Genomic DNA, 20,096 nt, shown 5'->3' on the forward strand with positions numbered 1-20,096 from the left:
CGACGACGTAGGAGCTGACTACCCGTCAGATTATCTGTAATCTGACGGCCTGTCAGCGACCGTTCGGGCCCGGAGGTGCGCGCAGCATGGCAGCAGGATCGGGAGGCCTCAAAGACGCCACCGCCATCGTCGGCACAGGCCAGACGCCCTTCGCCAAACGGCTCCCGGAGGACGAACGCACCCTGGCCTGCCGGGCCGTCCTGGCCGCCCTCGACGACGCGGGGATCGCGCCCGGCGAGGTCGACGCCCTCGCCTCCTACACCATGGAGGAGACCGACGAGGTGGAGCTGGCGAAAGCCTGCGGCTTCGGCGACCTCACGTTCTTCAGCAAGGTCGGTTTCGGGGGCGGGGGTTCGTGCGCCACCGTCGCCCACCTCGCCGCGGCCATCACGGCCGGGCAGGCGAGCGTCGGGGTGGCCTGGCGGTCCCGCAAGCGGGGTAGCGGGCCCCGGCCCTGGACGAACACCACCGTCCAGCTCCCGACCCCGGCCCAATGGACGCGGCCGTACGGGCTGCTCAGGCCCGCCGACGAGATCGCGATGCTCACCCGCCGCTATATGCACGAGTACGGCGCCACCCGCGACCACCTGTTCAACGTCGCCCTGACCTGCCGCAACCGCGCCAACCAGAACCCCGCCGCGATCATGTACGACCGGCCCCTCACCCGCGAGATGTACATGAGCTCCCGCTGGATCAGCGAGCCGCTCTGCCTCTTCGACAACTGCCTGGAGACCGACGGGGCCCTGGCCTGTGTCGTGGTCTCCGCCGAGCGCGCCCGCGACTGCCGGCGCAGGCCCGTGTACGTCCATTCCGCCGCCCAGTCGCTCCCCGCCCAGCACCACGGCATGGTCAACTACTGGAACGACGACCCCCTCACCGGCCCCGCCTGGAGCGCCGCACGGCACCTGTGGAAACACTCCGACCTGACCCCCGAGGACGTCGACGTCGCCCAGATCTACGACGCCTTCACGCCCCTGGTCCTGCTCTCCCTGGAGGGCTACGGCTTCTGCGGGCGCGGTGAGGGCGGGGCGTTCACCGAGGGCGGGGCGCTGGAGACCGGCGGGCTGCTGCCGCTGAACACCGGCGGGGGCGGCCTGTCCGAGGCTTATGTGCACGGTTTCAACCTCATCAACGAAGGGGTCAGGCAACTGCGCGGCACGAGTACCGCGCAGGTCCCCGGCGCCTCCGCCTGTCTGGTCACGGCGGGTGAGGGAGTCCCGACCTCCGCCCTGCTGCTGAGGAACTGAGGAGTCACCGATGCTGCGTCCCGTCCCCGACGCCGACGGCGCCCCGTTCTGGGAGTACGCCGCCCAGGGCGAACTGCGCGTCCAGGCCTGCGCCGCATGCGGCGAGTTCCGCTTCCCGCCCCGGCCCTGCTGCCCGCACTGCCAGTCCTTCGAGAGCGAGTGGCGTGCGGTGTCCGGCCGGGGCCGGGTCTGGTCGTACGTCGTCGCCCATCCGCCGCTGCTGCCCGACTACGCGGCGCGGGCGCCGTACAACGTGATCGTCGTCGAGCTGGAGGAGGCGCCCCGCATCCGGCTGGTGGGCAATCTGGTCGCCGCGGCCGGGGAGCCCCTCGGCTCCCTGCCGCCGGAGCGCCTGCGCATCGGCGGCAGGGTGCGGGCCGTCTTCCACGACGGCCTTCCCCAGTGGGTCCCGGAGCGGTCATGAGCGGTGTGCTCATGCGGGCCGACCGGGACAGCGGGGTCGCCGTCGTGACGCTCGACCGGCCCGGGCGGCTCAATGCCGTCGACCTCGCCATGGCCGACGAACTGGCGTCCACCTGGCACGAGTTGCGGTTCGACGACACCGTGCGGGCGATCGTCCTCACCGGGGCCGGTGAGCGCGCCTTCTGCACCGGCATCGACCGGGACGCCGTGGTACCGCAGCCGAACTCGCCCTACGCGCAGGACGATCCGCTGCTCGGGATCGGGCCGAAGGCGAACGACCTGTGGAAACCGGTCGTCGCCGCCGTGCACGGCATGGCCTGCGGAGGGGCCTTCTACCTGCTCGGCGAGGCGGAGTTCGTCGTCGCGGACACCACCGCCACCTTCTTCGACCCGCACACCACCTACGGCATGGTCAGCGCCTACGAGTCCGTCCTCATGGCACAGCGCATGCCCTACGGCGAGGTGGCGCGGATGGCGCTGATGGGGACCGCGGAGCGGATCTCGGCGCGGCGGGCGTACGAGATCGGGCTGGTGTCGGAACTCGTGCCGGAGGGCGAGGCATTGGGGGCGGCGACCGCATGCGCCGCCGTCCTCGCCGGGTACCCGACCGAGGCCGTGCAGGGGACCGTGCGGGCACTGTGGGCCGCGAGTGCGGCGGGACGGGCGCAGGGGTTCGCACAGGCCCCGCACCTCATCGCACTCGGGAACGCGGCGGGCGAGCGGCAGGCCCGGCTGTTCACCGAGCGACGGCGGGAGTACCGGTTGCGCGAGTGAAGTCGTTTACCCCTACACCCGTATGCTCGGGGGCGTGGTTGAGCATCGGATGATCGACGTCAATGGCATACGACTGCACATCGCGGAGCAGGGCGAGGGCCCGCTCGTGGTGCTGCTGCACGGGTTCCCGGAGTCCTGGCACTCCTGGCGGCACCAGTTCGGCCCGCTGGCCGAGGCCGGTTTCCGGGTGGTCGCGCCCGACCAGCGCGGGTACGGCGGCAGCGACCGCCCCGAGGACGTGGCCGCGTACAGCATCCTCCACCTGGTGGGGGACGTGGTCGGGCTGGTCCACGCGCTGGGCGAGGAGCGGGCGTTCGTCGTCGGGCACGACTGGGGCGCGCCGGTGGCCTGGCACACTGCGCTGCTGCGGCCGGACGTGGTGCGCGGGGTGGCCGGGCTGAGCGTGCCGCCGCCGTTCCGCGGCAGCCGGCCTCCGCTTCAGACCATGCAGGAGCGGTTCGAGGGCCGCTTCTACTGGAACTACTTCAACCGGCCGGGGGCCGCGGACGCCGAGTTCGCCGCCGACACCCGCAGGACTCTGCGCAAGCTGCTGTACTCCGCCTCCGGTGACGCGCCGGACGCCGGGCGTCCCGAGCAGGCCCTGGTAGACCTGGAGCGCGGCTGGCTCACGGACGCGCCGGACCCCGAGGTGCTGCCCGGGTGGCTCACCGAGCAGGACCTCGACGTGCTCACCGAGAGCTTCGAGCCGGGCTTCACCGGCGCGCTCAACTGGTACCGCAACCTGGACCGCAACTGGGAGCTGACCGCCCCCTGGCAAGGCGCGGTCGTCACCCCGCCGGCGCTGTACGTGTACGGCGACCGCGACCTGGTCCCGGCCTTCCCGGGGACGCCGGAACTGATCGAGCGGCTGCCGGAGTTGATGCCGGACCTGCGCCGCAAGCCGCTCGTGCTGCCGGGCTGCGGCCACTGGACTCAGCAGGAGCGGCCCGCCGAGGTGAACGAGGCGCTGATCGACTTCCTGACGGAGCTGCGGGACTGACGCGCCGCGGCCGGCCGGGCCGTTGCGTGGCGACGGGCCCGTACCCGGCGTAGCGTCATGGGTGGGAGCGGTGCACGGGCCGCTCCCCGACGAGCGACGGCCGCCGTCCGGAGCACCCCTTCCGTACGCCGTGACGACGGCCGTCCCGGGAGGGTGAGGCGGGGTGCGTCAGGCGGTGCGCGCCGTGCCCGTGCCCTTCTCCGCGTCCAGTGCGTACACGCAGCGGTCCTTGCTGCACGCGTACACCACCCCGTCCCGGACGACCGGGGAGCCGGTGATCTCGCCGCCGGTGGCGAGTTTCCAGCGGAGCCGGCCGTCGTCGGCCTTCAGGGTGTAGAGCAGGTGGTCGGTGGAGCCGAAGTGGATACGGCCCTCGGCGACCGAGGGGGCGCCGACGATGTCGCCGCCCGCCTGGAAGCGCCACTTGGGCGTGCCGGTGACCGCGTCGAGGGTGTAGAGGCCCTTGCCGCTGCCCACGTGGACGTGTCCCGCGGCGACCAGGACGGGGTCGACGCAGGAGCGGGCCTCGGTGGCGATGCGCCAGCGGTCACGGCCGTCGGTGGCGTCGAGCGCGTAGACCGTGCCGAGGTAGTCGGCGAGGTAGATGCCGCCGCCGGTGACGGCAGGGCCGGGGACGAAGGTGGGCGGGCAGAGGAACACGGCCGGGGCCTCGAAGTGCCACTTCACGTGCCCGGCGGCCACGTCCAGGGCGAGGACGCGGGTGCCGGCGCAGACGTAGACGTAGCCGTCGGTGGCCGGGGTGAGCCGGATGGGGACGCCGCCGCAGGAGGCCGCGTCGCCGATCGGGTACGACCAGCGCTCGTCGCCGGTGCGGGCGTCCAGGGCGCGCAGCCGGGCGTCCTGCCACACGTACACCGTGCCGTCGTGCAGGGCGGGTCCTGCCTCGGGGGACTCGAAGTCCGACTGGCAGCCGGTGATCTCCCACAGCTTCTGGCCGCCGGAGGCCTCCCAGCCCTGGACGCCGCCGCCGCGGGTGCCGGTGACGACGGTGCCGCGGTCGGCCTTGAGCGAGTACACCCAGGCGTCCGTCTGGAGGCGCCAGAGGTCGGCGCCCTCACGGGCGTCCAGGGCGAACAGCGTGGGCCCGTCGGAGGCGTGGATACGGCCGTCCGCGACCGCCATGGACCAGGCGACGTCCCGGGTCTTGAAGCGGCGGCGGCCGGTGGCGACGTCCAGCGCGTGCACCTCGAAGGACGTGACGTAGACCAGGTCGCCGGCGACCGAGGGTGTGCCCCAGACGTCGTTGGACATGCGGAAGCGCCAGGGCCGCCAGCCGCCGGCCTGCTCGGGCGGCGCGGCAGGGGCCGGGGGCGCGGCGACGGCGGGGCCCACGGCGGGGTCCGTGCCGTTGACGCCGGGGCGCGGCTTGGACCAGGAGGCGGCGAGGGCGGCCTCCGGTGCCGGCGCCTGCACGGCGGCGGCGCGTACGTCCGCGACGCGCGGGCCGGGGCCGATGGGCACCTTGGCGCCGGCGAGGCGGACGGGGCCGGTGTCGGGACCGCCGACCGGCGCGGGCGCGGGGGCGGGCGACGGGATGACCGGGTCGTGCGCGGGCGGGGGCGGGAGGGGCGCCGGGCCCGGCGTGGGGCGTCCGCCGCCGCTGCGGCCGGCGCCGGGGGCGGGCTTGCCGGCCGGGCGGCCGTTGCGGCGGGACTCGATCAGGCCCACGGCCCGCTCGGGCAGCCACGCGGAGGCCGTGCCGCTGTCGTCGGAGCCGGAGCCGAAGAGGTGAGGGGCCAGCTGGGCCTGGAGGTCGGCCGGGTTGGGGCGGGCCGTCGGGTCCATCTGCATACAGGACTCGATGAGCGGCCGCAGCTCGTCCGGCAGGCCTTCGAGGTCGGGGCCCTCGCGCAGCAGCATGAAGACCGTCTCGACCGGGTTGGCGCCGTGGAAGGGCGGGTGGCCGGTGGCGGCGAAGACCAGCATCGAGCCCAGGGAGAAGACGTCGCTGGCGCCGGTGACGCTGCGGGAGTCCTTGGCCTGCTCGGGCGACATGTAGGCGGGCGTGCCGACGGCGACGTTCGTCATCGTCAAACGCGTGTTCGAGACGCCCGACGCGATGCCGAAGTCGATCACCCGGGGCCCGTCCTCCACGACGAGGACGTTCGACGGCTTGAGGTCCCGGTGCACCAGGCCCGCGCCGTGGATGGACTGGAGCGCCTCGGCCACGCCCGCCGCCAGCCAGCGCACCGCCTGGGCCGGCATCGGGCCGCAGTCGTTCACTATCTCTTCGAGGGAGGGTGCCGGGACGTACGCGGTGGCCAGCCACGGCACGGCGGCGCGCGGGTCGGCGTCCACGACCGCGGCCGTGTAGAAGCCGGAGACGGCGCGGGCCGCCTCCACCTCGCGCGTGAAGCGGACCCGGAACAGCTGGTCCTCGGCCAGCTCCGTCCGGACGGTCTTGATCGCCACGCGCCGGCCGGACGCCGAACGCGCGAGATAGACCAGCCCCATGCCGCCGGCACCCAGCCGTCCCAGCACCTCGAACGGCCCGATCCGCCGCGGATCGTGCTGCGTCAGCTGATCCACCACTCTGCCTGCCACCTCCCCGTACGAGCCGCGCCGAAGCCACATGTTCCACGCGACCCCGTGCAGCGTCTCACCACCGCACCGCCATGGCGGCACGCACCCTGATTCTTCCTGGCCGGAGCCCTGGTTGCGAACCCGGTGACAATTGGGATGCCTCGGAGGATAAGTGATCGAACGATGACCAAACAATGCCCGCTCAGCGGCGCAGCAGCGCGAAGGACGCCCCCTGATCGTCCGTGACGACGGCGACCTCGCCGTACGAGGTCTCGAACGGCGGGGCCTGGACCCGGCCGCCGAGCCGCGTCACGTCCTCCAGCGCGGCCGGCACGTCCTCGACGGCGAAGTGCACGAGGAAGTGGGGCGGCATCTGGGCGGGGAACACGTCCGAGACGGGGGCGCGGCCGAAGTCGGGCTCGGCGTCCGGTCCGAACAGGGCCTCCCGGAAGAGTTCGCCGTAGAAGGCGTTGGCGGCGTCGGTGTCGCGGGCGTAGAGCTCGGCCCAGGCGAAGGTGCCCGGCTCGTGCCGCTTGCCGAAGCCTGGGTGCTCCTCCGGCTGCCACAGGGCGAAGACGGCGCCCTCGGGGTCGGTGACGAGCGCGGTGACGCCCAGTTCCCCGGCCGGTACCGGCGCCGAGACGATCTGCCCGCCCGCGTCCCGGATGCGCCGGGCCAGGGCCGGTGCGTCCGGGGTCGCGAAGTACACCGTCCACACGGTGGGCAGCCGGCCGTCCACCTTGCGGACCAGCGCGGCCACGGGTTCGTCGTCCTTCAGCGCCTGCGCGAAGGAGCCGAACCAGTCCTCGAAGGTCCATCCGAAAAGTTCACCGTAGAACCGCTTGCCCGCCTCGACGTCGGGAAGCTGCGCGTCCACCCAGCAGGGGACGCCCTCTCCGTACACCGATGCCCTGTTTTCGGCCATGCCGCCAACGTAACCGCGACCGCCGCAACCCGCAGACCAGGCACACAGCCTCCGCACTCCCTTACACCCCATTTGCAGTCGGCCGAATCGCGCCCCGATCACGCCTCGGTAAGCTGACGGCATGACAGGACAAGTGCGTACCGTCGACGGCCGCGTGGCCGGTAGGCGTGGGCAGGCGACCCGGCAGAAGCTGCTCGACTGCCTCAGCGAGATGCTCAGCTCCTCCCCGTACCGGGACGTCAAAGTCATCGATGTCGCCCGGAAGGCGGGTACTTCGCCCGCGACCTTCTACCAGTACTTCCCGGACGTCGAGGGCGCCGTCCTGGAGATCGCCGAGCAAATGGCGACCGAGGGCGCCGCGTTGACGGAGCTTCTGGAGGGCCGTTCGTGGGCCGGCAAGGCCGGCTGGCAGACGGCCCAGGAACTCGTCGACGGTTTCCTGGAGTTCTGGCGCAAGAACGACGCGATCCTCCGGGTCGTCGATCTCGGTGCCGCCGAGGGCGACAAGCGCTTCTACAAGCTCCGGATGAAGATCCTCAACTCGGTGAACAACTCCCTGGCGGACGCCGTCGCCGAGCTCCAGGCCAAGGGCAGGGTCGACAAGGACGTGAACCCGGCGGCCGTCGCCGGTTCGCTCGTCGCGATGCTCGCGGCCGTCGCCTCCCACCAGAAGGGCTTCTCCTCCTGGGGCGTGAAGCAGGCCGAACTGAAACCGAACCTCGCCCTGTTGGTGCACCTGGGCGTCACCGGCCGGAAGCCGACGAAATAGCGCGGCGCAGCGGCCTCTCACGCATCCAAGTCCTGTCTGGCGGGCGGTGGTTCACGCAGGTGGACCACCGCCCGTCGCGCTTTCCCGCCTCGGCACCAGCCGGAACACCCGGATCTCCCGATCGACCCGCGCCTGATACGTGGCGTACGGCGGCCAGAACGCCAGCAGCGCCTGCCACGCCGCCGCCCGCTCCTGTCCCGCCAGCAGCCGGGCCGTGACCGGGACGTCCCGGCCCTTCCAGCTGATCTCCGCGTCGGGATGCGCGAGCAGGTTGTGGCTCCAGGCGGGGTGCCCCGGCCGTCCGAAGTTGGACCCGACGAGGATCCAGCGGCGCCCGCCGTCCTCCGGCATGCAGGCCAGGGGGGTACGGCGGGGCAGACCGCTCCTCGCCCCCGTCGAGGTCAGCACCACCCCGGGGAGCATGTGGGCGCTGAGCAGCACCTTCCCCCTGGTGAGCCGGTGGACGGCCCGGTCGAGGGCGGGCACCACGTGCGGCGCCACCCGGGCGAAGCCCTTGGTCGACGACACCTTCTGCACCACACGCGCACCCCTCATGTGCCGGCCTCCTCGAAGACGTGTGCCGCGTCGGCCGCGTGCGCCCGCAGCCGGTGCACCGGCCCGAACAGCAGCTCGTCGCCCGCGGCACGCTTGAAGTACAGGTGAGCCTCGTGCTCCCAGGTGAATCCGATGCCGCCGTGCAGCTGGATCCCCTCGGCGGCGGCGCGGCGCAGTGCTTCGAGCGCCTGGGCGAGGGCCAGAGCGCCGGCCGTCTCCGCCCCGGGGGCCGGGGCGGCGGCGGCCCAGGCCGCGTAGTAGGCCGCCGACCGGGCCGCCTGGACCTGGACGTAGGCGTCGGCCAGCCGGTGCTTGACCGCCTGGAAGGAGCCGACCGGCCTGCCGAACTGCTCGCGCTGCCCCACGTACTCGACGGTCCGCTCCAGCACCCGGCCGGCGGCCCCCACGGCCTCGGCGGCGAGACAGGCGGCGGCGGTGTCGCCGAGCCGGGCCAGGGCGGCGAGGGCGTCGGCGGCTTCGTCACCCAGCAACTCGGCTGGTGTGTCGCGCAGTTGGATCCTGCCCTGGGGGCGGGTGGCGTCCAGTGCGGTCTGCCGTACGCGGGTGAGCCCGGCGGCGCCCGCGCGCACGAGGAAGAGCAGCACCCGCGATCGGGCGAAACCCCCGGTGTGCGCGGCGACCACGAGCAGCTCGGCACTGTGCCCGTCGAGCACCTGGTCGACCTGCCCGTACACCTGCCAGCCACCCTCCACCCGCCGGGCCTGGACGCCCCCGGACCGCCCCCCGCCGGCCCACTCCCCGCGCCCGTCGTGCCCGGTGAGCGCGAGGGCGGTGGCGAGAGCGGGCCCCGGTACGGCGAGGGCGGCGGTGAGCGCGCCGGAGGCGATGCGCGGCAGGAGCCCGGCGCACTGGGCTCCGGTGCCGAGGGCGAGCAGCAGCGGGGCGGCGAGGACGGCGGTGGCCAGCAGCGGGGTGGGGGCGAGGACCCGGCCCGTCTCCTCGCAGGCCAGGGCCATCTCGGTCACCGAGCAGCCGACTCCGCCGCAGGTGGCGGGGAGGGCCAGGCCGGGCAGGCCCAGTTGTCCGGCGAGGGCGGTCCACAGGGCCCGGTCGTGCCCGACCGGGGTGTCGACGGCCGCCCGCACCTCTTGTGGACCGCACCGCTTGTCGAGCAGGTCGCGCAGGGTGCGGCGGATCTCGTCCTGTTCGTCGGTGAAGCGGGCGTCCAATGGGGCCACCTCTCTCCGCACCTCACTCACTATCTGACGGTGCGTCATATTAGGGCGGTGGAACGGGGAAGCCCAGAGCCCTGCCGCGCCCGGCCGCATCTGATGTACCGTCAGATTCATGGTGGCCCGGAGGAAAGTGGCCGTCGTCGGCGCGGCCCTGTCGGACTGCGGCCGCGTGGACGACGCGACGCCGTACGCCCTGCACGCCCAGGCGGCCCGCCGCGCCCTGGCCGACGCGGGCCTGGACCGCGCGCTCGTCGACGGCTTCGCCTCGGCGGGCCTCGGCACCCTGGCGCCCGTGGAGGTCGCCTCGCACCTGGGCCTGCGCCCCACCTGGGTCGACTCGACCTCCGTGGGCGGCTCCACCTGGGAGGTCATGGCGGCCCATGCGGCGGACGCGATCGCGGCCGGGCACGCCCGCGCGGTGCTGCTCGTCTACGGCTCGACGGCCCGCGCCGACGTCCGCGCGGGCCGCCGCACCGGGACCCTGTCCTTCGGCACGCGGGGCCCCTTGCAGTTCGAAGTCCCCTACGGCCACACCCTGATCGCCAAGTACGCCATGGCGGCCCGCCGCCACATGATCGAGTACGGCACGACGATCGAGCAGCTGGCGGAGGTGGCGGTCCAGGCCCGGGCCAACGCGGCCCTCAACCCGGAGGCGATGTTCCGCACCCCGGTCACGGTCGACGAGGTCCTGGCCGGGCCCATGATCGCCGACCCCTTCACGAAGCTGCACTGCTGTGTGCGCTCCGACGGAGGGGCCGCGGTGCTGCTGGTGGCGGAGGGGTACGTACGGGACTGCCGTACGTCACCGGTGTGGGTGCTGGGAGCCGGGGAGTGCGTCTCGCACGCGGCGATGTCCGAGTGGCCGGACTTCACGGTGTCGCCGGCGGCGGTGAGCGGGCGGCTGGCGTTCGAGCGGGCGGGGGTGCGGCCGTCGGAGATCGACTTCGCCGAGCTCTACGACGCGTTCACCTACATGACGCTGGTGACGCTGGAGGACCTCGGCTTCTGCGCGAAGGGCGAGGGCGGCGCGTTCGTGGAGAAGGGGCGGCTGCGGGTCGAGGGCGGTGAGCTGCCGGTGAACACCGACGGGGGCGGGCTGTCGGCGCAGCACCCCGGAATGCGGGGGTTGTTCCTGCTGGTGGAGGCGGTGCGGCAGCTGCGCGGGGAGTGCGGGGAACGCCAGGTGCGGCGGGGCGACGGCACGCTGCCGCGCCTGGCGGTGGCGTCGGGGACGGGGGGCTGGTTCTGCTCGTCGGGGACGGTGGTGCTGGGGGCGGAGTGAAGGGTCCGCACACTCTCCCCGGCATGCGCCATCCGGGACGTGCCGTCGGAGGGGGCCGTCGTCCCTCCGCACCGCCCCGCCGGGGACCGGTGACAATCGAGGCATGGCAACCGATCTTCACGAGCTGCTGAGGTCACTTCGGGTCTGGGACCCGGAGGTCACGGACCTGCCCGCCTTCGATCCGGCCGGCGCCCCGGCCGCTCCCCTGCCCCTGTTCACCGAGTGGTTCGCGGCGGCGGTGGCGGCCGGCCAGACGGAACCGCACACCATGTCACTGGCGACGTCGGACGAGTCGGGCCTGCCCGACGTACGGATCGTGATGCTGCACGGCGCGGACGCCGACGGCTGGTCCTTCGCGTCCCACGCCGGGAGCCGCAAGGGCCGGCACCTCGCCGGACGCCCGTACGCCGCGCTCGGCTTCTACTGGCCGGTGCTGGGCCGCCAGGTCCGGGTGCGCGGCCCCGTGACGGCGGCTCCCTCCGAGGACGCCCAGGGCGACCTGCACGCCCGCTCGACCGGGGCGCTGGCGGCGGCACTGACCGGGCGGCAGAGCGAGGTCCTCCCCTCGCTGGACGACCTGGCCCGGGCCTCGGAGTCGGCGTGGGAACGGGCGTCACGCGAGCCGGAGGCACCGGTGCCGTCCTGGACGCTGTACCGGCTGCGCGCCGAGGAGGTGGAGTTCTTCCAGGGAGACGGGCGTCGGCGGCACGTCCGGCTCCGCTACCGGCGGGAGGGGGAGCGGGACGGCGAGGCGTGGTCGCGGGAGCTGCTGTGGCCCTGAGGTGTCCGTCAACGGGCCCGAGATCACCGCGGCTTGGGGACTAGGCCATTGGTGCCGACGGGTTGGTCCTGCGGTCCGATGCCCGGGACCGCGGTGCCGGTTAGCGTCGCACCATGCGTATAGGACTCCTCGGCACCGGTCATGTCGCCCGCGCCCTGGCCCACGGCTGGAGCGCGGCGGGACACGACGTACTCCTCGGTTCGCGCAAGCCCGCGGAACGAACGGACCTGGGACTGCCCGTGGCAGGCCTGGACGAGACAGCGGCCCATGCGGAGGTACTGGTCAACGCGACCCCGGGGACCGTCTCCCTGGACCTGCTCCGCTCCCTCGGGGCCCCCGCCCTGGCGGGCACGCTGCTGATCGACGTCGGGGTCGGACTCTCCGACGACTACACGGAGCTGTCCCACCCCAACAGCAGCCTGGCCGAACAGATCCAGCGGGCCTTCCCCCAGACGCCCGTCGTCAAGACGCTGTGCACCATGGACTCGACGGCGATGACCGCGCCCGACGGCCTGGCCGGCCCGACCACCGTCTTCCTCTCCGGCGACGATCCCGAGGCCAAACAGACCACCGGCCGCCTGCTCGCCGACCTCGGCTGGCCCGCCTCGTCCCAGCTGGACATCGGCGGCATCACCACGGCCCGCGGCCAGGAGCACTTCGCCCTGCTCTTCATGGGCATCGCGAACGGCCTGGGCTCCCACACGTTCAACATCCGGGTGGTGCCGCGGGCGGCCGCCTAGGCGGCGCCCCCTCCCAGCCGATGCCAGTCGTGACCGCACCCGTCGGCGCAGTACCGCTCCCGGCGCCGCGCGTCCGCGCTGCCCAGGACGTGGACCAGCAGACGGAACGCCTTGATCCGCTCATGGCGCGGCCGCAGGGCGGCGACCTTGCCCAGCTGCTGGTCGAAGCGTCCGGCCAGGATCAGCACCGACGGGGTGTGGGTCGGCCGGAGTCCGGAGCGCCGGATGGCCTCCACGGCGTCTTCACCGGTGGCACGGGCCTGGACGCAGAACTCGCGGAGCAGCAGCAGCACCTCGTGCTGTTCGTCCTCGGCCAGGCCCTCGAACCATGCGATGCCCTCGGCCGGCGGGCGCAGGCCCTGGGCCAGCTCGTTGAGCAGAACGTCGCGCTCGTTCACGGGTCACGCCCCTTCGCTCTCCGCCACGAAGTCGTACACCTCGAAGTCCGCCACCGGACGGTACCCGATGCGCTGGTAGAGGCCGTTGCTGGTCGGGTTGGCCAGGTCCGTGAAGAGGAGGACCTCGTCCGCCCCGGCGGCCAGTGCGGCCCGGCTGACCTCGGCCGTCGCCGCGCCCGCGTAGCCACGCCCGCGGAAGCGCGGCGGGGTGTAGACCGTGGTGACGCGGACCTGACCGGCGACCCGGGGGCTCGTGCCGGCCATGGCGACGGGAGTGCCGTCGGGGGTCTCCCAGAAGGTGATGCTCCCGCTGTCGATACGCGCCTGAACCCACTCCGCGGGGTCGCGGACGGTACCTCCGCCGACGGCCTCCCCGAACTCGTCGTGCCAGCGCCCCAGCCGCTCTCGGTCGGACTCGACGGCGACCCGGGGGCGGCCGGGCGGCACGGGTCCGGGCGCGGTCAGGGTGCCGAGCCGGTAGAGCCGCTGCTGCTGGCGGAGGGCCGCCGTCGCGCCCGTGTGCCGCTGCCAGGCCGCCGCGAAGGCGGCCGCGGTGCCGGACTCCGCGTTCACCCCGGGCAGGCTCCGGCCGAGGGCGGCCAGTCGCGCGGCGAGGGCGTCGGCGTCCTCGGGGGTGAGGGCCGTGACGTTCAGCCAGTGGGGCGGGGTGCGGAAGAAGGCCGCCCGGACCTCTCCGCCCCGCTCCAGCGCGCCGAACTCCGGCGCTCCCTGGCCGTACACGCTCCGGCCGCGCGTGCGCAGGTTCTCCGTGACCGTCAACGGCACGGTGTGCAGCGCCGGCCGGGAGCGGAGGAAGGCGCCCGCGCGGGTCAGGAAGTCGTCGAGGTCATGGGTGAGGTGCCAACTGCCCGTGTCCGTGGCTGTATCGGTGTCGGTATCCATGGTTCATGGTGCCGTCCGGGGCCGCCCGGGCTCTCCTGATTTTCGGTGGCGGGCCCTCTCGCCTCACGCGCCGGCGCCCTCGGCGAGCGTGTGCGCCACCAGCGCGTTGGCGTGCCCGTGCCCCAGGCCGTGTTCGGTCTTGAGCCAGTTGACGAGCTCCATGTGCCGGGTCAGCGGCGAGCTGCGGATGAGCTCCTGCCACTCGGCGACCGGCCGGCCGTACTTCTTCTCGATGGAGGGGAAGTAGCTGGCGGGGCCCTTCACGGGTGCGGTCATGTCGGCCGGTCCCTTCTTCGCTGCGATGGTGCTGCGGTCAACGGGTATGACCCGCGGTGCGGGCCGGACTGATCGCCCGTCGGCGGTGATGCGCGTCACATTTTCGCGGCCCGCCCGTCCGGCTCTCCCCATGGGTCCGCCGGCTCCGGATCCGTGGCCAGGCGGGCGTGCAGATGGGCGTCCCGGAACGCGTCGTGCCGCTCCTCCTGGAAGATCGCGCCGCGCAGGGTCCCCTCGTACGGGAACCCGCATCTCTCGGCGATCCGGCACGACGCGTCGTGACCGACCGCGTGGTCCAGCTCCAGCCGGTGCATGCCGAGTTCCGTCAGGGCCCAGCGGGCGGCGAGCAGCAGGGCCCGGGTGGCGACGCCCTGACCGCGGGCCTCGGGGAGGACCCAGTAGCCGACCCGGGCGACCTTCAGGTGGTATTTGATCTCGTTGACGCCGATGTGCCCCAGCGGGGCGTCGGTGCGCGCGTCCGCGACCCGGAACGACACCGACGTCCCCTCCATGGCGGCCTGCGCCCGCGCGAGCAGCGACTCCCTCGCACTCGCCCGGTCCGTGACCGGCCGCAGCGGGGTGTTCCAGCGCCGGAACTCCGGATCCCGCAGCCCGCGCAACCACGTGTCGACGTCGGCACCGGACCCCGCCTCCCAGGGGCGCAGAAGCAGGCCGTGGCCGCGGAGATCCGGGTGGGGGCCGGTCATCGAGTGGTCGCGTATGGGGGCCATGGGTCCCATTCAAGCCCCTGGGGCGCGATCCCGGGGTGCCGTGAGAGGAAGAACGCGGTTGCGCCTGCGGGCCCGGGCTCCGGGACGCCGGGCTCCCGGGCGCCGGCCGCTCAGTCCCTCGGCACCGGCCGGAACACGGGGATCCCCTCCCGGAACACCACCTCCAGTTCCGCTCCGCCCGACAGGTCCGCAGCCCGCCCGGCCCGCTGGACCGCCGTCCCCACGATCTCCGTCATCATCCGCGGTCCCTCGGCGAGTTCGACCACGGCGGCGACGTACGGCACACGGTCCGCGAACGGCGGCAGGTCGTTGCGGTGGACGACGGACCAGGTGTAGAGCGTGGCGCGCCCGCTCGCCGTCTCCCAGGTCACGTCCTCGCTCCAGCAGTGGGGGCAGAACTCGCGTGGGTAGTGGTGGGCCCGGCCGCAGGTCCCGCAGCGGCGGATCAGCAGCCGGCCGCCGGCGGCCGCGTCCCAGTACGTCCGTGTGAAGGCGTCGGGCTCGGGCAGGTCGAAGCGGCCGGCCATCAGAAGAGCCCCAGCGCGCTGTCCAGCGACCAGGTCTGCCAGGACATCCCGAACAGCGCGACCACCGACATCAGCCCCATCATCGCGTTCTGCCCCTGCTCGGCGACGTCGTGGATCATGAGCGTGAAGTAGAGGGCGTTGAGGAGCAGCGCGCCGGCCAGGGCGACCGGGGTGAGGAAGCCGGTGATCAGACCGAGGCCGAGGGCCAGTTCCGCGTAGACGACGACGTACGCCATCACGCGCGGGCGCGGCGCGACGGCCACCTCGAAACCGGAACGGACGGCGCTCCAGCGGTGCTCGGCGGCTATGCCGGCCGCCCAGGCGATGCCGGCGCCCCGCTCGAACCAGGCCTTGCGGTCCTTGTGCCGCCAGCTCTCCAGCCACCACAGCCCGAGCCCGATCCGCAGCACGGCCAGCCATTCCGCTCCGGTGAGCCAGATCGTGTCCATGCGATCTGACGGTACGTCAGTTCTCGGGGACCGCAAGGGGCCGCAGACACCCTTCCTCCGATGGATCACCGAAGCCGCCCCCACCCGCCGCCCGCCACACATGATCACGACCCCGACACAACCGGGCCCGCTGCGCCACGAGCCCCACCCCCTCCCGCTACAGCCGTGATCAATCCGAAACCAATTCCGGTCTTGACCGAGACCCATCAACCGGTCCCGTGATTACGCTCCCGCTCATGGCCGACTCCACACCCCCCACACACGCCTCCGCGCAGCCCCCACCCGACCGCCCCGTCTACGTCATCGGCGGCGGCCCCGGAGGGCTCTCCGTCGCGTACGCGCTGCGCGCCCGGGGCATACGGGCCGTCGTCCTGGAGAAGTCCGACCGCGTCGGGTCGTCCTGGCGCGGCCACTACGACCGGCTGCACCTGCACACCACCCGCCGCCTCTCGGCCCTGCCCGGCCTGCCCATGCCGCGCCGGTTCGGGCGGTGGGTGTCCCGGGACGACGTGGTGCGGTACCTGGAGAAGTACGCCGAGCACCACCGTCTGGAGATCGTCACCGGCGTCGAGGTGTCCCGTGTCGAGCGCACCCCCGACGGCACGGGCTGGCTGCTGCACGCCACCGGCGGCCGGGAACTGACCGGCGCGGCGGTGGTCGTCGCCACCGGCTACAACCACACCCCGCGCGTGCCGGACTGGCCCGGCCGGTCCGCCTTCACCGGCGCGTTCCTGCACGCCCGCGACTACCGCAGCGGCACGCCCTACGCCGGCCGGGACGTCCTCGTCGTCGGGGTCGGCAACACCGGCGCCGAGATCGCCGTCGACCTGGTGGAGAGCGGCGCCTCCCGGGTCCGGCTCGCCGTGCGCACCGTCCCCCACATCGTGCGCCGTTCCACCGCCGGCTGGGCCGCCCAGTACAGCGGCGTCCTGGTCCGCCGGCTGCCGGTCGGCCTGGTCGACCGGATCTCCCGGGTGCAGGCCAGGGTGGCCCTGCCCGACCTGTCGGCCCACGGCCTGCCGCGTCCGGACACCGGGCTGTACACGCGGGTGAAGGAGGGGGCCGTCCCGGTGCAGGACGTCGGCCTGATCGACGCCGTGCGCAAGGGCAGGGTGGAGATCGTGGCCGCCGTGGACGGATTCGAGGACGGCGGCAAGATCGCCCTGGCCGACGGCACCCGGATCTCCCCGGACGCGGTGATCGCCGCCACCGGGTACGTCCGCGCCCTGGAGGGCCTGGTCGGCCACCTCGACGTGCTCGACGACCGCGGCAGGCCCGTCGTCCACGGCGCCCGCACCCCCACCGCCGCTCCCGGCCTGTACTTCACCGGCTTCACCAACCCGATCAGCGGCAACCTCCGTGAGATGGCGCTGGACGCGGTGAAGATCGCCAAGGCGGTCGCGCGCAACGGCCCCGGGAGCGTGTCCCGCCTGCCGGGCTGAGAGGCCCGGAAGGCGGCTTCGGCAACTTTGCCCGCCCACACCGTTCCTGACGTCGCATCAGTTCAGTAATCTGACAGAGCGTCAGTTAGCGGCTGTCTCACAGGAGCGGGCGGAAACGATGCTTGGATCGACCCACGGCACCCTCACCACCGACTCCCGCCGGGCCCGGGCCATCGCCTGTGGCGAGCGGTCCGGGCCCGTCGTGCACGGCAGGCCCGCCCAGGACGGCGACCTGGACGTCAGCGGACGGCCGCTGCACGCCGCCGTGCCCGACCTGGACCGCTTCTTCCGCCCCCGGTCCGTCGCCGTGATCGGCGCCTCGGACGCCGAGGGCCGCCCCAACACCGGCATCACACGGCAACTCGCCGACTGGGCGGAGCGGGTCGGTGCCCGGCTCCACCCGGTGCATCCCAGCCGTCCGTCCGTCTTCGGCATCCCCTGCTCCCCGTCCGTCGCCGACCTGCCCGAGCAGGTCGATCTGGCCGTGGTGCTGGTCGGCGACCCCCTCCCGGTGATCGAGGAACTGGCCGAGGCCAAGACGCGGTTCGCGGTCGTCTTCGCGTCCGGGTTCGCCGAGACCGGGCCGGAGGGTGAGGCCGCCCAGCGGCGACTGGCCGCCGCCGTCGAGCAGTCGGGGCTGCGGCTGCTGGGGCCCAACACCAACCTCAACGCCTTCGAGCGGTTCCGCGACGACCTTCAGGGGCCGGCGATCGCGCTGATCACCCAGTCCGGCCACCAGGGCCGCCCGGTCTTCGCCCTCCAGGAGCTCGGCATCCGCCTCTCCCACTGGGCCCCGACCGGCAACGAGGCAGACCTGGACAGTGCCGACTTCGTCTCCTGGTTCGCCGAGCAGCCCGAGGTCGGCGCCATCGCCTGTTACCTGGAAGGGCTCAAGGACGGCCGCTCCTTCCTGCTCGCCGCCGACCGGGCCGCCCGGCGTGGAGTCCCGGTCGTGGCCGTCAAGGTGGGCCGTACCGAGACCGGCGCCCGCACGGCCGCCTCCCACACCGGCAAACTCACCGGCGCGGATGCCGTGGTGGACGCGGCGCTGCGCCAGTACGGCGTGATCCGGGTCGACGGGCTGGACGAACTCCAGGACACCGCCGCCCTGCTGGCCCGGGCCCGGCCGCCGCGCGCGGACGGGGTCGTCGTCTACTCGATCTCGGGCGGCACGGGCGCGCACGTCGCCGACCTGGCGACCGCCGCCGGCCTGAGCCTGCCGGTCCTGTCCGAGGCCAGGCAGGCCGAGCTGCACCAGTGGATACCCGAGTACCTGAACGTCGCCAACCCGGTCGACAACGGCGGGCATCCGGTGGGGGACGAACGCGGCCGGAAGATCATCGACGCGATCCTCGGCGATCCGGCGGTCGGCGTGCTGATCTGCCCGGTCACCGGGCCGTTCCCGCCGCTCAGCGACCGGCTCGTCCGGGATCTGGTGGACGCGGCCGAGCAGACCGACAAGCTGGTCTGCGTGGTCTGGGGTTCGCCGGTCGGCACCGAGCCCGCCTACCGCGAGGTCCTGCTCGGTTCCTCCCGCGTGGCCACGTTCCGCACGGTCGGCAACTGTCTCACCGCCGTCCGCGCCTACCTCGCCCACCACCGCTTCACGGCCCGCTACCGCTCACCCTTCGACGAGGCCCCGCGCACCCCGTCGCCGTCCTACCGCAAGGCGCAGGCGCTGATGCAGCCCGGCCGGCAGCTCAGCGAGCACGCAGCGAAGCAGTTGCTGCGGGCGTACGGCATCCGCGTCCCGCGCGAGCAGCTGGTGACCAGCGCGGCGGCGGCCGTCCGCGCGGCCGGGCTCGTGGGCTACCCGGTGGTGATGAAGGCCTCCGGGGCGCGCATCGCCCACAAGACCGAACTGGGCCTGGTGAAGATCGGATTGACCTCGGCCAGCCAGGTCCGCGACGCCTACCGGGAGCTGACCGACATCGCCCGTTACGAGGACGTCGCCCTGGACGGCGTCCTGGTCTGCCAGATGGTGGAGCACGGTGTCGAGATGGTCGTCGGTGTCGCCCACGACGACCTGTTCGGACCGACCGTGACCGTCGGACTCGGCGGTGTGCTCGTCGAGGTGCTGCGCGACACCGCCGTGGGGGTGCCGCCCTTCGGGGAGGAGCAGGCGCGGGACATGCTCGCCGGGCTGCGCGGACGGGCCCTGCTCGACGGCGTGCGAGGACGGCCGGCGGCGGATCTGGACGCGCTGGTCGAGGTCGTCCTGCGCGTGCAGCGCATGGCCCTGGAACTCGGCGACCAGCTCGCCGAGCTGGACATCAATCCGCTGATGGTCCTGCCGCAGGGGCAGGGCGCGGTGGCGCTCGACGCGCTGGCGGTGTGCCGCTGATGCCGGCCCTCCTGCACGCGACGGCCGGCCAGGTCCTCTCCCTCACCCTCAATCGGCCCGAGGCGCTCAACGCCCTCACGCCGGACCAGCGGGACGAGATCGTCCGGCTGCTGTCCGAGGCGTCGGCGACCCCCGCGGTGCGGGCCGTCGTGATCACGGGGACGGGCCGGGCCTTCTGCTCCGGAGCGGACCTCCGGGGCACCGGGACATCCGGCGAACGCCTCCCGGGCGATGTCGCCCGCACCCTCCGCACCGGCGCCCAGCGGCTGATCGGCGCCGTGCTCGACTGCGAGAAGCCGGTGATCGCGGCGGTGAACGGCACAGCGGCCGGCCTCGGCGCGCATCTGGCGTTCGCCTGCGATCTGGTCCTCGCGGCCGAGTCCGCCCGCTTCATCGAGGTGTTCGTACGCCGCGGACTGGTCCCCGACGGCGGTGGCGCCTACCTCCTGCCCCGTCTCATCGGCCCGCAGCGCGCGAAGGAGCTGATGTTCTTCGGCGACGCGCTCAGCGCGCCGGACGCCGAACGCCTCGGGCTCGTCAACCGGGTCGTCCGCGACGAGGAGCTGGAGAAGACGACGCACGCCTGGGCCGAGCGCCTCGCCTCCGGACCGACCCGGGCTCTGGCACTGACCAAGCAGCTCGTCAACGCCTCCCTCGACACCGACCGCGCGTCCGCCTTCGCCGCCGAGGCCGCCGCGCAGGAGATCAACATGACGACGGCGGACGCACGGGACGGCGTGCGCAGCTTCGTGGAACGACGGAGCGCGGAGTTCGAAGGGCGCTGACTCTT

The 20,096-nt window shown here is 73.4% G+C and carries 21 protein-coding genes; 11 read left to right on the top strand and 10 right to left on the bottom strand.

Annotation, left to right across the window (positions count from 1 at the left end):
* The first annotated feature begins 86 nt into the window (after positions 1 to 86).
* From AB0E85_RS01245 to AB0E85_RS01260, 4 genes are read left to right on the top strand one after another with little or no spacing between them, the layout of a single operon-like run.
* On the top strand, positions 87 to 1,247 hold the full coding sequence (locus tag AB0E85_RS01245; RefSeq protein WP_361921202.1) for a lipid-transfer protein: 1,161 nt from the start codon (positions 87 to 89) through the stop codon (positions 1,245 to 1,247).
* Between the two features lie 10 nt (positions 1,248 to 1,257).
* A complete protein-coding gene (locus tag AB0E85_RS01250; protein WP_361921204.1) occupies positions 1,258 to 1,671 on the top strand; it encodes an OB-fold domain-containing protein in 414 nt (137 codons plus the stop codon).
* The gene (locus AB0E85_RS01255) at positions 1,668 to 2,444 is read left to right on the top strand and encodes an enoyl-CoA hydratase/isomerase family protein (RefSeq protein ID WP_361921206.1); all 777 of its coding nucleotides are present in this window, start codon (positions 1,668 to 1,670) and stop codon (positions 2,442 to 2,444) included. The genes AB0E85_RS01250 and AB0E85_RS01255 overlap by 4 nt, the downstream gene beginning before the upstream one ends.
* A 49-nt stretch (positions 2,445 to 2,493) precedes the next feature.
* Complete coding sequence (locus AB0E85_RS01260; RefSeq protein WP_361921446.1) at positions 2,494 to 3,444, top strand: alpha/beta hydrolase; 951 nt, start codon at positions 2,494 to 2,496, stop codon at positions 3,442 to 3,444.
* Between the two features lie 168 nt (positions 3,445 to 3,612).
* Here AB0E85_RS01260 and AB0E85_RS01265 read toward each other — a convergent pair whose 3' ends face one another.
* Both AB0E85_RS01265 and AB0E85_RS01270 read right to left on the bottom strand, forming a co-directional pair.
* On the bottom strand, positions 3,613 to 5,997 hold the full coding sequence (locus AB0E85_RS01265) for a serine/threonine-protein kinase (protein ID WP_361921208.1): 2,385 nt from the start codon (positions 5,995 to 5,997) through the stop codon (positions 3,613 to 3,615).
* A 193-nt stretch (positions 5,998 to 6,190) separates the two neighbouring features.
* Positions 6,191 to 6,913, bottom strand: coding sequence for a VOC family protein (locus AB0E85_RS01270; protein WP_361921210.1), 723 nt, complete (start codon positions 6,911 to 6,913; stop codon positions 6,191 to 6,193).
* 121 nt (positions 6,914 to 7,034) lie between these two features.
* Here AB0E85_RS01270 and AB0E85_RS01275 point away from each other — a divergent pair, with 121 nt between their 5' ends.
* Positions 7,035 to 7,682 carry a TetR family transcriptional regulator gene (locus tag AB0E85_RS01275; protein WP_167345935.1) on the top strand — a complete coding sequence of 216 codons (648 nt, stop codon included), beginning with the start codon at positions 7,035 to 7,037 and terminating at the stop codon, positions 7,680 to 7,682.
* A 51-nt stretch (positions 7,683 to 7,733) separates the two neighbouring features.
* On the opposite strand, the gene AB0E85_RS01280 is transcribed toward AB0E85_RS01275, so the two are convergent.
* A complete protein-coding gene (locus AB0E85_RS01280) occupies positions 7,734 to 8,237 on the bottom strand; it encodes a nitroreductase family deazaflavin-dependent oxidoreductase (RefSeq protein WP_361921212.1) in 504 nt (167 codons plus the stop codon).
* Positions 8,234 to 9,427, bottom strand: coding sequence for an acyl-CoA dehydrogenase family protein (locus AB0E85_RS01285; protein ID WP_361921448.1), 1,194 nt, complete (start codon positions 9,425 to 9,427; stop codon positions 8,234 to 8,236). Before AB0E85_RS01285 ends, AB0E85_RS01280 begins: the two co-directional genes overlap by 4 nt.
* A gap of 118 nt (positions 9,428 to 9,545) precedes the next feature.
* Between AB0E85_RS01285 and AB0E85_RS01290 the strand changes: the two genes are divergently transcribed.
* From AB0E85_RS01290 to AB0E85_RS01300, 3 genes are all read left to right on the top strand, one after another.
* Complete coding sequence (locus AB0E85_RS01290; RefSeq protein ID WP_361921214.1) at positions 9,546 to 10,715, top strand: acetyl-CoA acetyltransferase; 1,170 nt, start codon at positions 9,546 to 9,548, stop codon at positions 10,713 to 10,715.
* Positions 10,716 to 10,818: 103 nt separating this feature from the next.
* Positions 10,819 to 11,496, top strand: a complete 678-nt coding sequence (locus AB0E85_RS01295) for a pyridoxal 5'-phosphate synthase (protein ID WP_361921216.1) — start codon at positions 10,819 to 10,821, stop codon at positions 11,494 to 11,496.
* Positions 11,497 to 11,609: 113 nt separating this feature from the next.
* Positions 11,610 to 12,236: an NAD(P)-binding domain-containing protein gene (locus AB0E85_RS01300; protein WP_361921217.1), complete on the top strand. Its 627-nt coding sequence runs from the start codon at positions 11,610 to 11,612 to the stop codon at positions 12,234 to 12,236.
* Here the strand turns inward: AB0E85_RS01300 and AB0E85_RS01305 are convergent.
* The 6 genes from AB0E85_RS01305 to AB0E85_RS01330 form a co-directional block, all read right to left on the bottom strand.
* Positions 12,233 to 12,634: a DUF5958 family protein gene (locus tag AB0E85_RS01305; protein ID WP_361921219.1), complete on the bottom strand. Its 402-nt coding sequence runs from the start codon at positions 12,632 to 12,634 to the stop codon at positions 12,233 to 12,235. The two genes, AB0E85_RS01300 and AB0E85_RS01305, sit on opposite strands and share 4 nt — an antisense overlap.
* Before the next feature lie 3 nt (positions 12,635 to 12,637).
* Entirely contained in the window at positions 12,638 to 13,537 is a 900-nt protein-coding gene (locus AB0E85_RS01310; RefSeq protein WP_361921221.1) for a GNAT family N-acetyltransferase, read from the bottom strand.
* A 63-nt stretch (positions 13,538 to 13,600) separates the two neighbouring features.
* Complete coding sequence (locus AB0E85_RS01315; RefSeq protein ID WP_361921223.1) at positions 13,601 to 13,813, bottom strand: DUF4287 domain-containing protein; 213 nt, start codon at positions 13,811 to 13,813, stop codon at positions 13,601 to 13,603.
* 95 nt (positions 13,814 to 13,908) lie between these two features.
* Positions 13,909 to 14,544, bottom strand: coding sequence for a GNAT family N-acetyltransferase (locus AB0E85_RS01320; RefSeq protein WP_361921225.1), 636 nt, complete (start codon positions 14,542 to 14,544; stop codon positions 13,909 to 13,911).
* Positions 14,545 to 14,654: 110 nt separating this feature from the next.
* Positions 14,655 to 15,071, bottom strand: a complete 417-nt coding sequence (locus tag AB0E85_RS01325) for an OB-fold domain-containing protein (protein ID WP_361921226.1) — start codon at positions 15,069 to 15,071, stop codon at positions 14,655 to 14,657.
* The gene (locus AB0E85_RS01330) at positions 15,071 to 15,520 is read right to left on the bottom strand and encodes a DoxX family protein (RefSeq protein WP_361921228.1); all 450 of its coding nucleotides are present in this window, start codon (positions 15,518 to 15,520) and stop codon (positions 15,071 to 15,073) included. The genes AB0E85_RS01325 and AB0E85_RS01330 overlap by 1 nt, the downstream gene beginning before the upstream one ends.
* A gap of 236 nt (positions 15,521 to 15,756) precedes the next feature.
* Here AB0E85_RS01330 and AB0E85_RS01335 point away from each other — a divergent pair, with 236 nt between their 5' ends.
* The 3 genes from AB0E85_RS01335 to AB0E85_RS01345 all read left to right on the top strand — a co-directional run bounded on the left by AB0E85_RS01335 (position 15,757) and on the right by AB0E85_RS01345 (position 20,091).
* On the top strand, positions 15,757 to 16,962 hold the full coding sequence (locus AB0E85_RS01335) for an NAD(P)/FAD-dependent oxidoreductase (protein ID WP_361921230.1): 1,206 nt from the start codon (positions 15,757 to 15,759) through the stop codon (positions 16,960 to 16,962).
* A gap of 118 nt (positions 16,963 to 17,080) precedes the next feature.
* Positions 17,081 to 19,306: an acetate--CoA ligase family protein gene (locus AB0E85_RS01340; RefSeq protein WP_361921232.1), complete on the top strand. Its 2,226-nt coding sequence runs from the start codon at positions 17,081 to 17,083 to the stop codon at positions 19,304 to 19,306.
* Complete coding sequence (locus AB0E85_RS01345; RefSeq protein WP_361921234.1) at positions 19,306 to 20,091, top strand: enoyl-CoA hydratase-related protein; 786 nt, start codon at positions 19,306 to 19,308, stop codon at positions 20,089 to 20,091. Before AB0E85_RS01340 ends, AB0E85_RS01345 begins: the two co-directional genes overlap by 1 nt.
* Positions 20,092 to 20,096 lie beyond the last annotated feature (5 nt).

The sequence above is a fragment of the Streptomyces sp. NPDC029044 genome (genome assembly GCF_040637495.1).
Lineage (GTDB): Bacteria > Actinomycetota > Actinomycetes > Streptomycetales > Streptomycetaceae > Streptomyces.

What these genes read in the sequence shown, in the direction of transcription:
- AB0E85_RS01245 (WP_361921202.1), top strand. Translation starts at nt 87, where the DNA reads ATGGCAGCAGGATCGGGAGGCCTCAAAGACGCCACCGCCATCGTCGGC.
- AB0E85_RS01250 (WP_361921204.1), top strand. Translation starts at nt 1,258, where the DNA reads ATGCTGCGTCCCGTCCCCGACGCCGACGGCGCCCCGTTCTGGGAGTAC.
- AB0E85_RS01255 (WP_361921206.1), top strand. Translation starts at nt 1,668, where the DNA reads ATGAGCGGTGTGCTCATGCGGGCCGACCGGGACAGCGGGGTCGCCGTC.
- AB0E85_RS01260 (WP_361921446.1), top strand. Translation starts at nt 2,494, where the DNA reads ATGATCGACGTCAATGGCATACGACTGCACATCGCGGAGCAGGGCGAG.
- AB0E85_RS01270 (WP_361921210.1), bottom strand. Translation starts at nt 6,913, where the DNA reads ATGGCCGAAAACAGGGCATCGGTGTACGGAGAGGGCGTCCCCTGCTGG.
- AB0E85_RS01275 (WP_167345935.1), top strand. Translation starts at nt 7,035, where the DNA reads ATGACAGGACAAGTGCGTACCGTCGACGGCCGCGTGGCCGGTAGGCGT.
- AB0E85_RS01280 (WP_361921212.1), bottom strand. Translation starts at nt 8,237, where the DNA reads ATGAGGGGTGCGCGTGTGGTGCAGAAGGTGTCGTCGACCAAGGGCTTC.
- AB0E85_RS01290 (WP_361921214.1), top strand. Translation starts at nt 9,546, where the DNA reads ATGGTGGCCCGGAGGAAAGTGGCCGTCGTCGGCGCGGCCCTGTCGGAC.
- AB0E85_RS01295 (WP_361921216.1), top strand. Translation starts at nt 10,819, where the DNA reads ATGGCAACCGATCTTCACGAGCTGCTGAGGTCACTTCGGGTCTGGGAC.
- AB0E85_RS01300 (WP_361921217.1), top strand. Translation starts at nt 11,610, where the DNA reads ATGCGTATAGGACTCCTCGGCACCGGTCATGTCGCCCGCGCCCTGGCC.
- AB0E85_RS01310 (WP_361921221.1), bottom strand. Translation starts at nt 13,537, where the DNA reads ATGGATACCGACACCGATACAGCCACGGACACGGGCAGTTGGCACCTC.
- AB0E85_RS01315 (WP_361921223.1), bottom strand. Translation starts at nt 13,813, where the DNA reads ATGACCGCACCCGTGAAGGGCCCCGCCAGCTACTTCCCCTCCATCGAG.
- AB0E85_RS01320 (WP_361921225.1), bottom strand. Translation starts at nt 14,544, where the DNA reads ATGGCCCCCATACGCGACCACTCGATGACCGGCCCCCACCCGGATCTC.
- AB0E85_RS01325 (WP_361921226.1), bottom strand. Translation starts at nt 15,071, where the DNA reads ATGGCCGGCCGCTTCGACCTGCCCGAGCCCGACGCCTTCACACGGACG.
- AB0E85_RS01330 (WP_361921228.1), bottom strand. Translation starts at nt 15,520, where the DNA reads ATGGACACGATCTGGCTCACCGGAGCGGAATGGCTGGCCGTGCTGCGG.
- AB0E85_RS01335 (WP_361921230.1), top strand. Translation starts at nt 15,757, where the DNA reads ATGGCCGACTCCACACCCCCCACACACGCCTCCGCGCAGCCCCCACCC.
- AB0E85_RS01340 (WP_361921232.1), top strand. Translation starts at nt 17,081, where the DNA reads ATGCTTGGATCGACCCACGGCACCCTCACCACCGACTCCCGCCGGGCC.
- AB0E85_RS01345 (WP_361921234.1), top strand. Translation starts at nt 19,306, where the DNA reads ATGCCGGCCCTCCTGCACGCGACGGCCGGCCAGGTCCTCTCCCTCACC.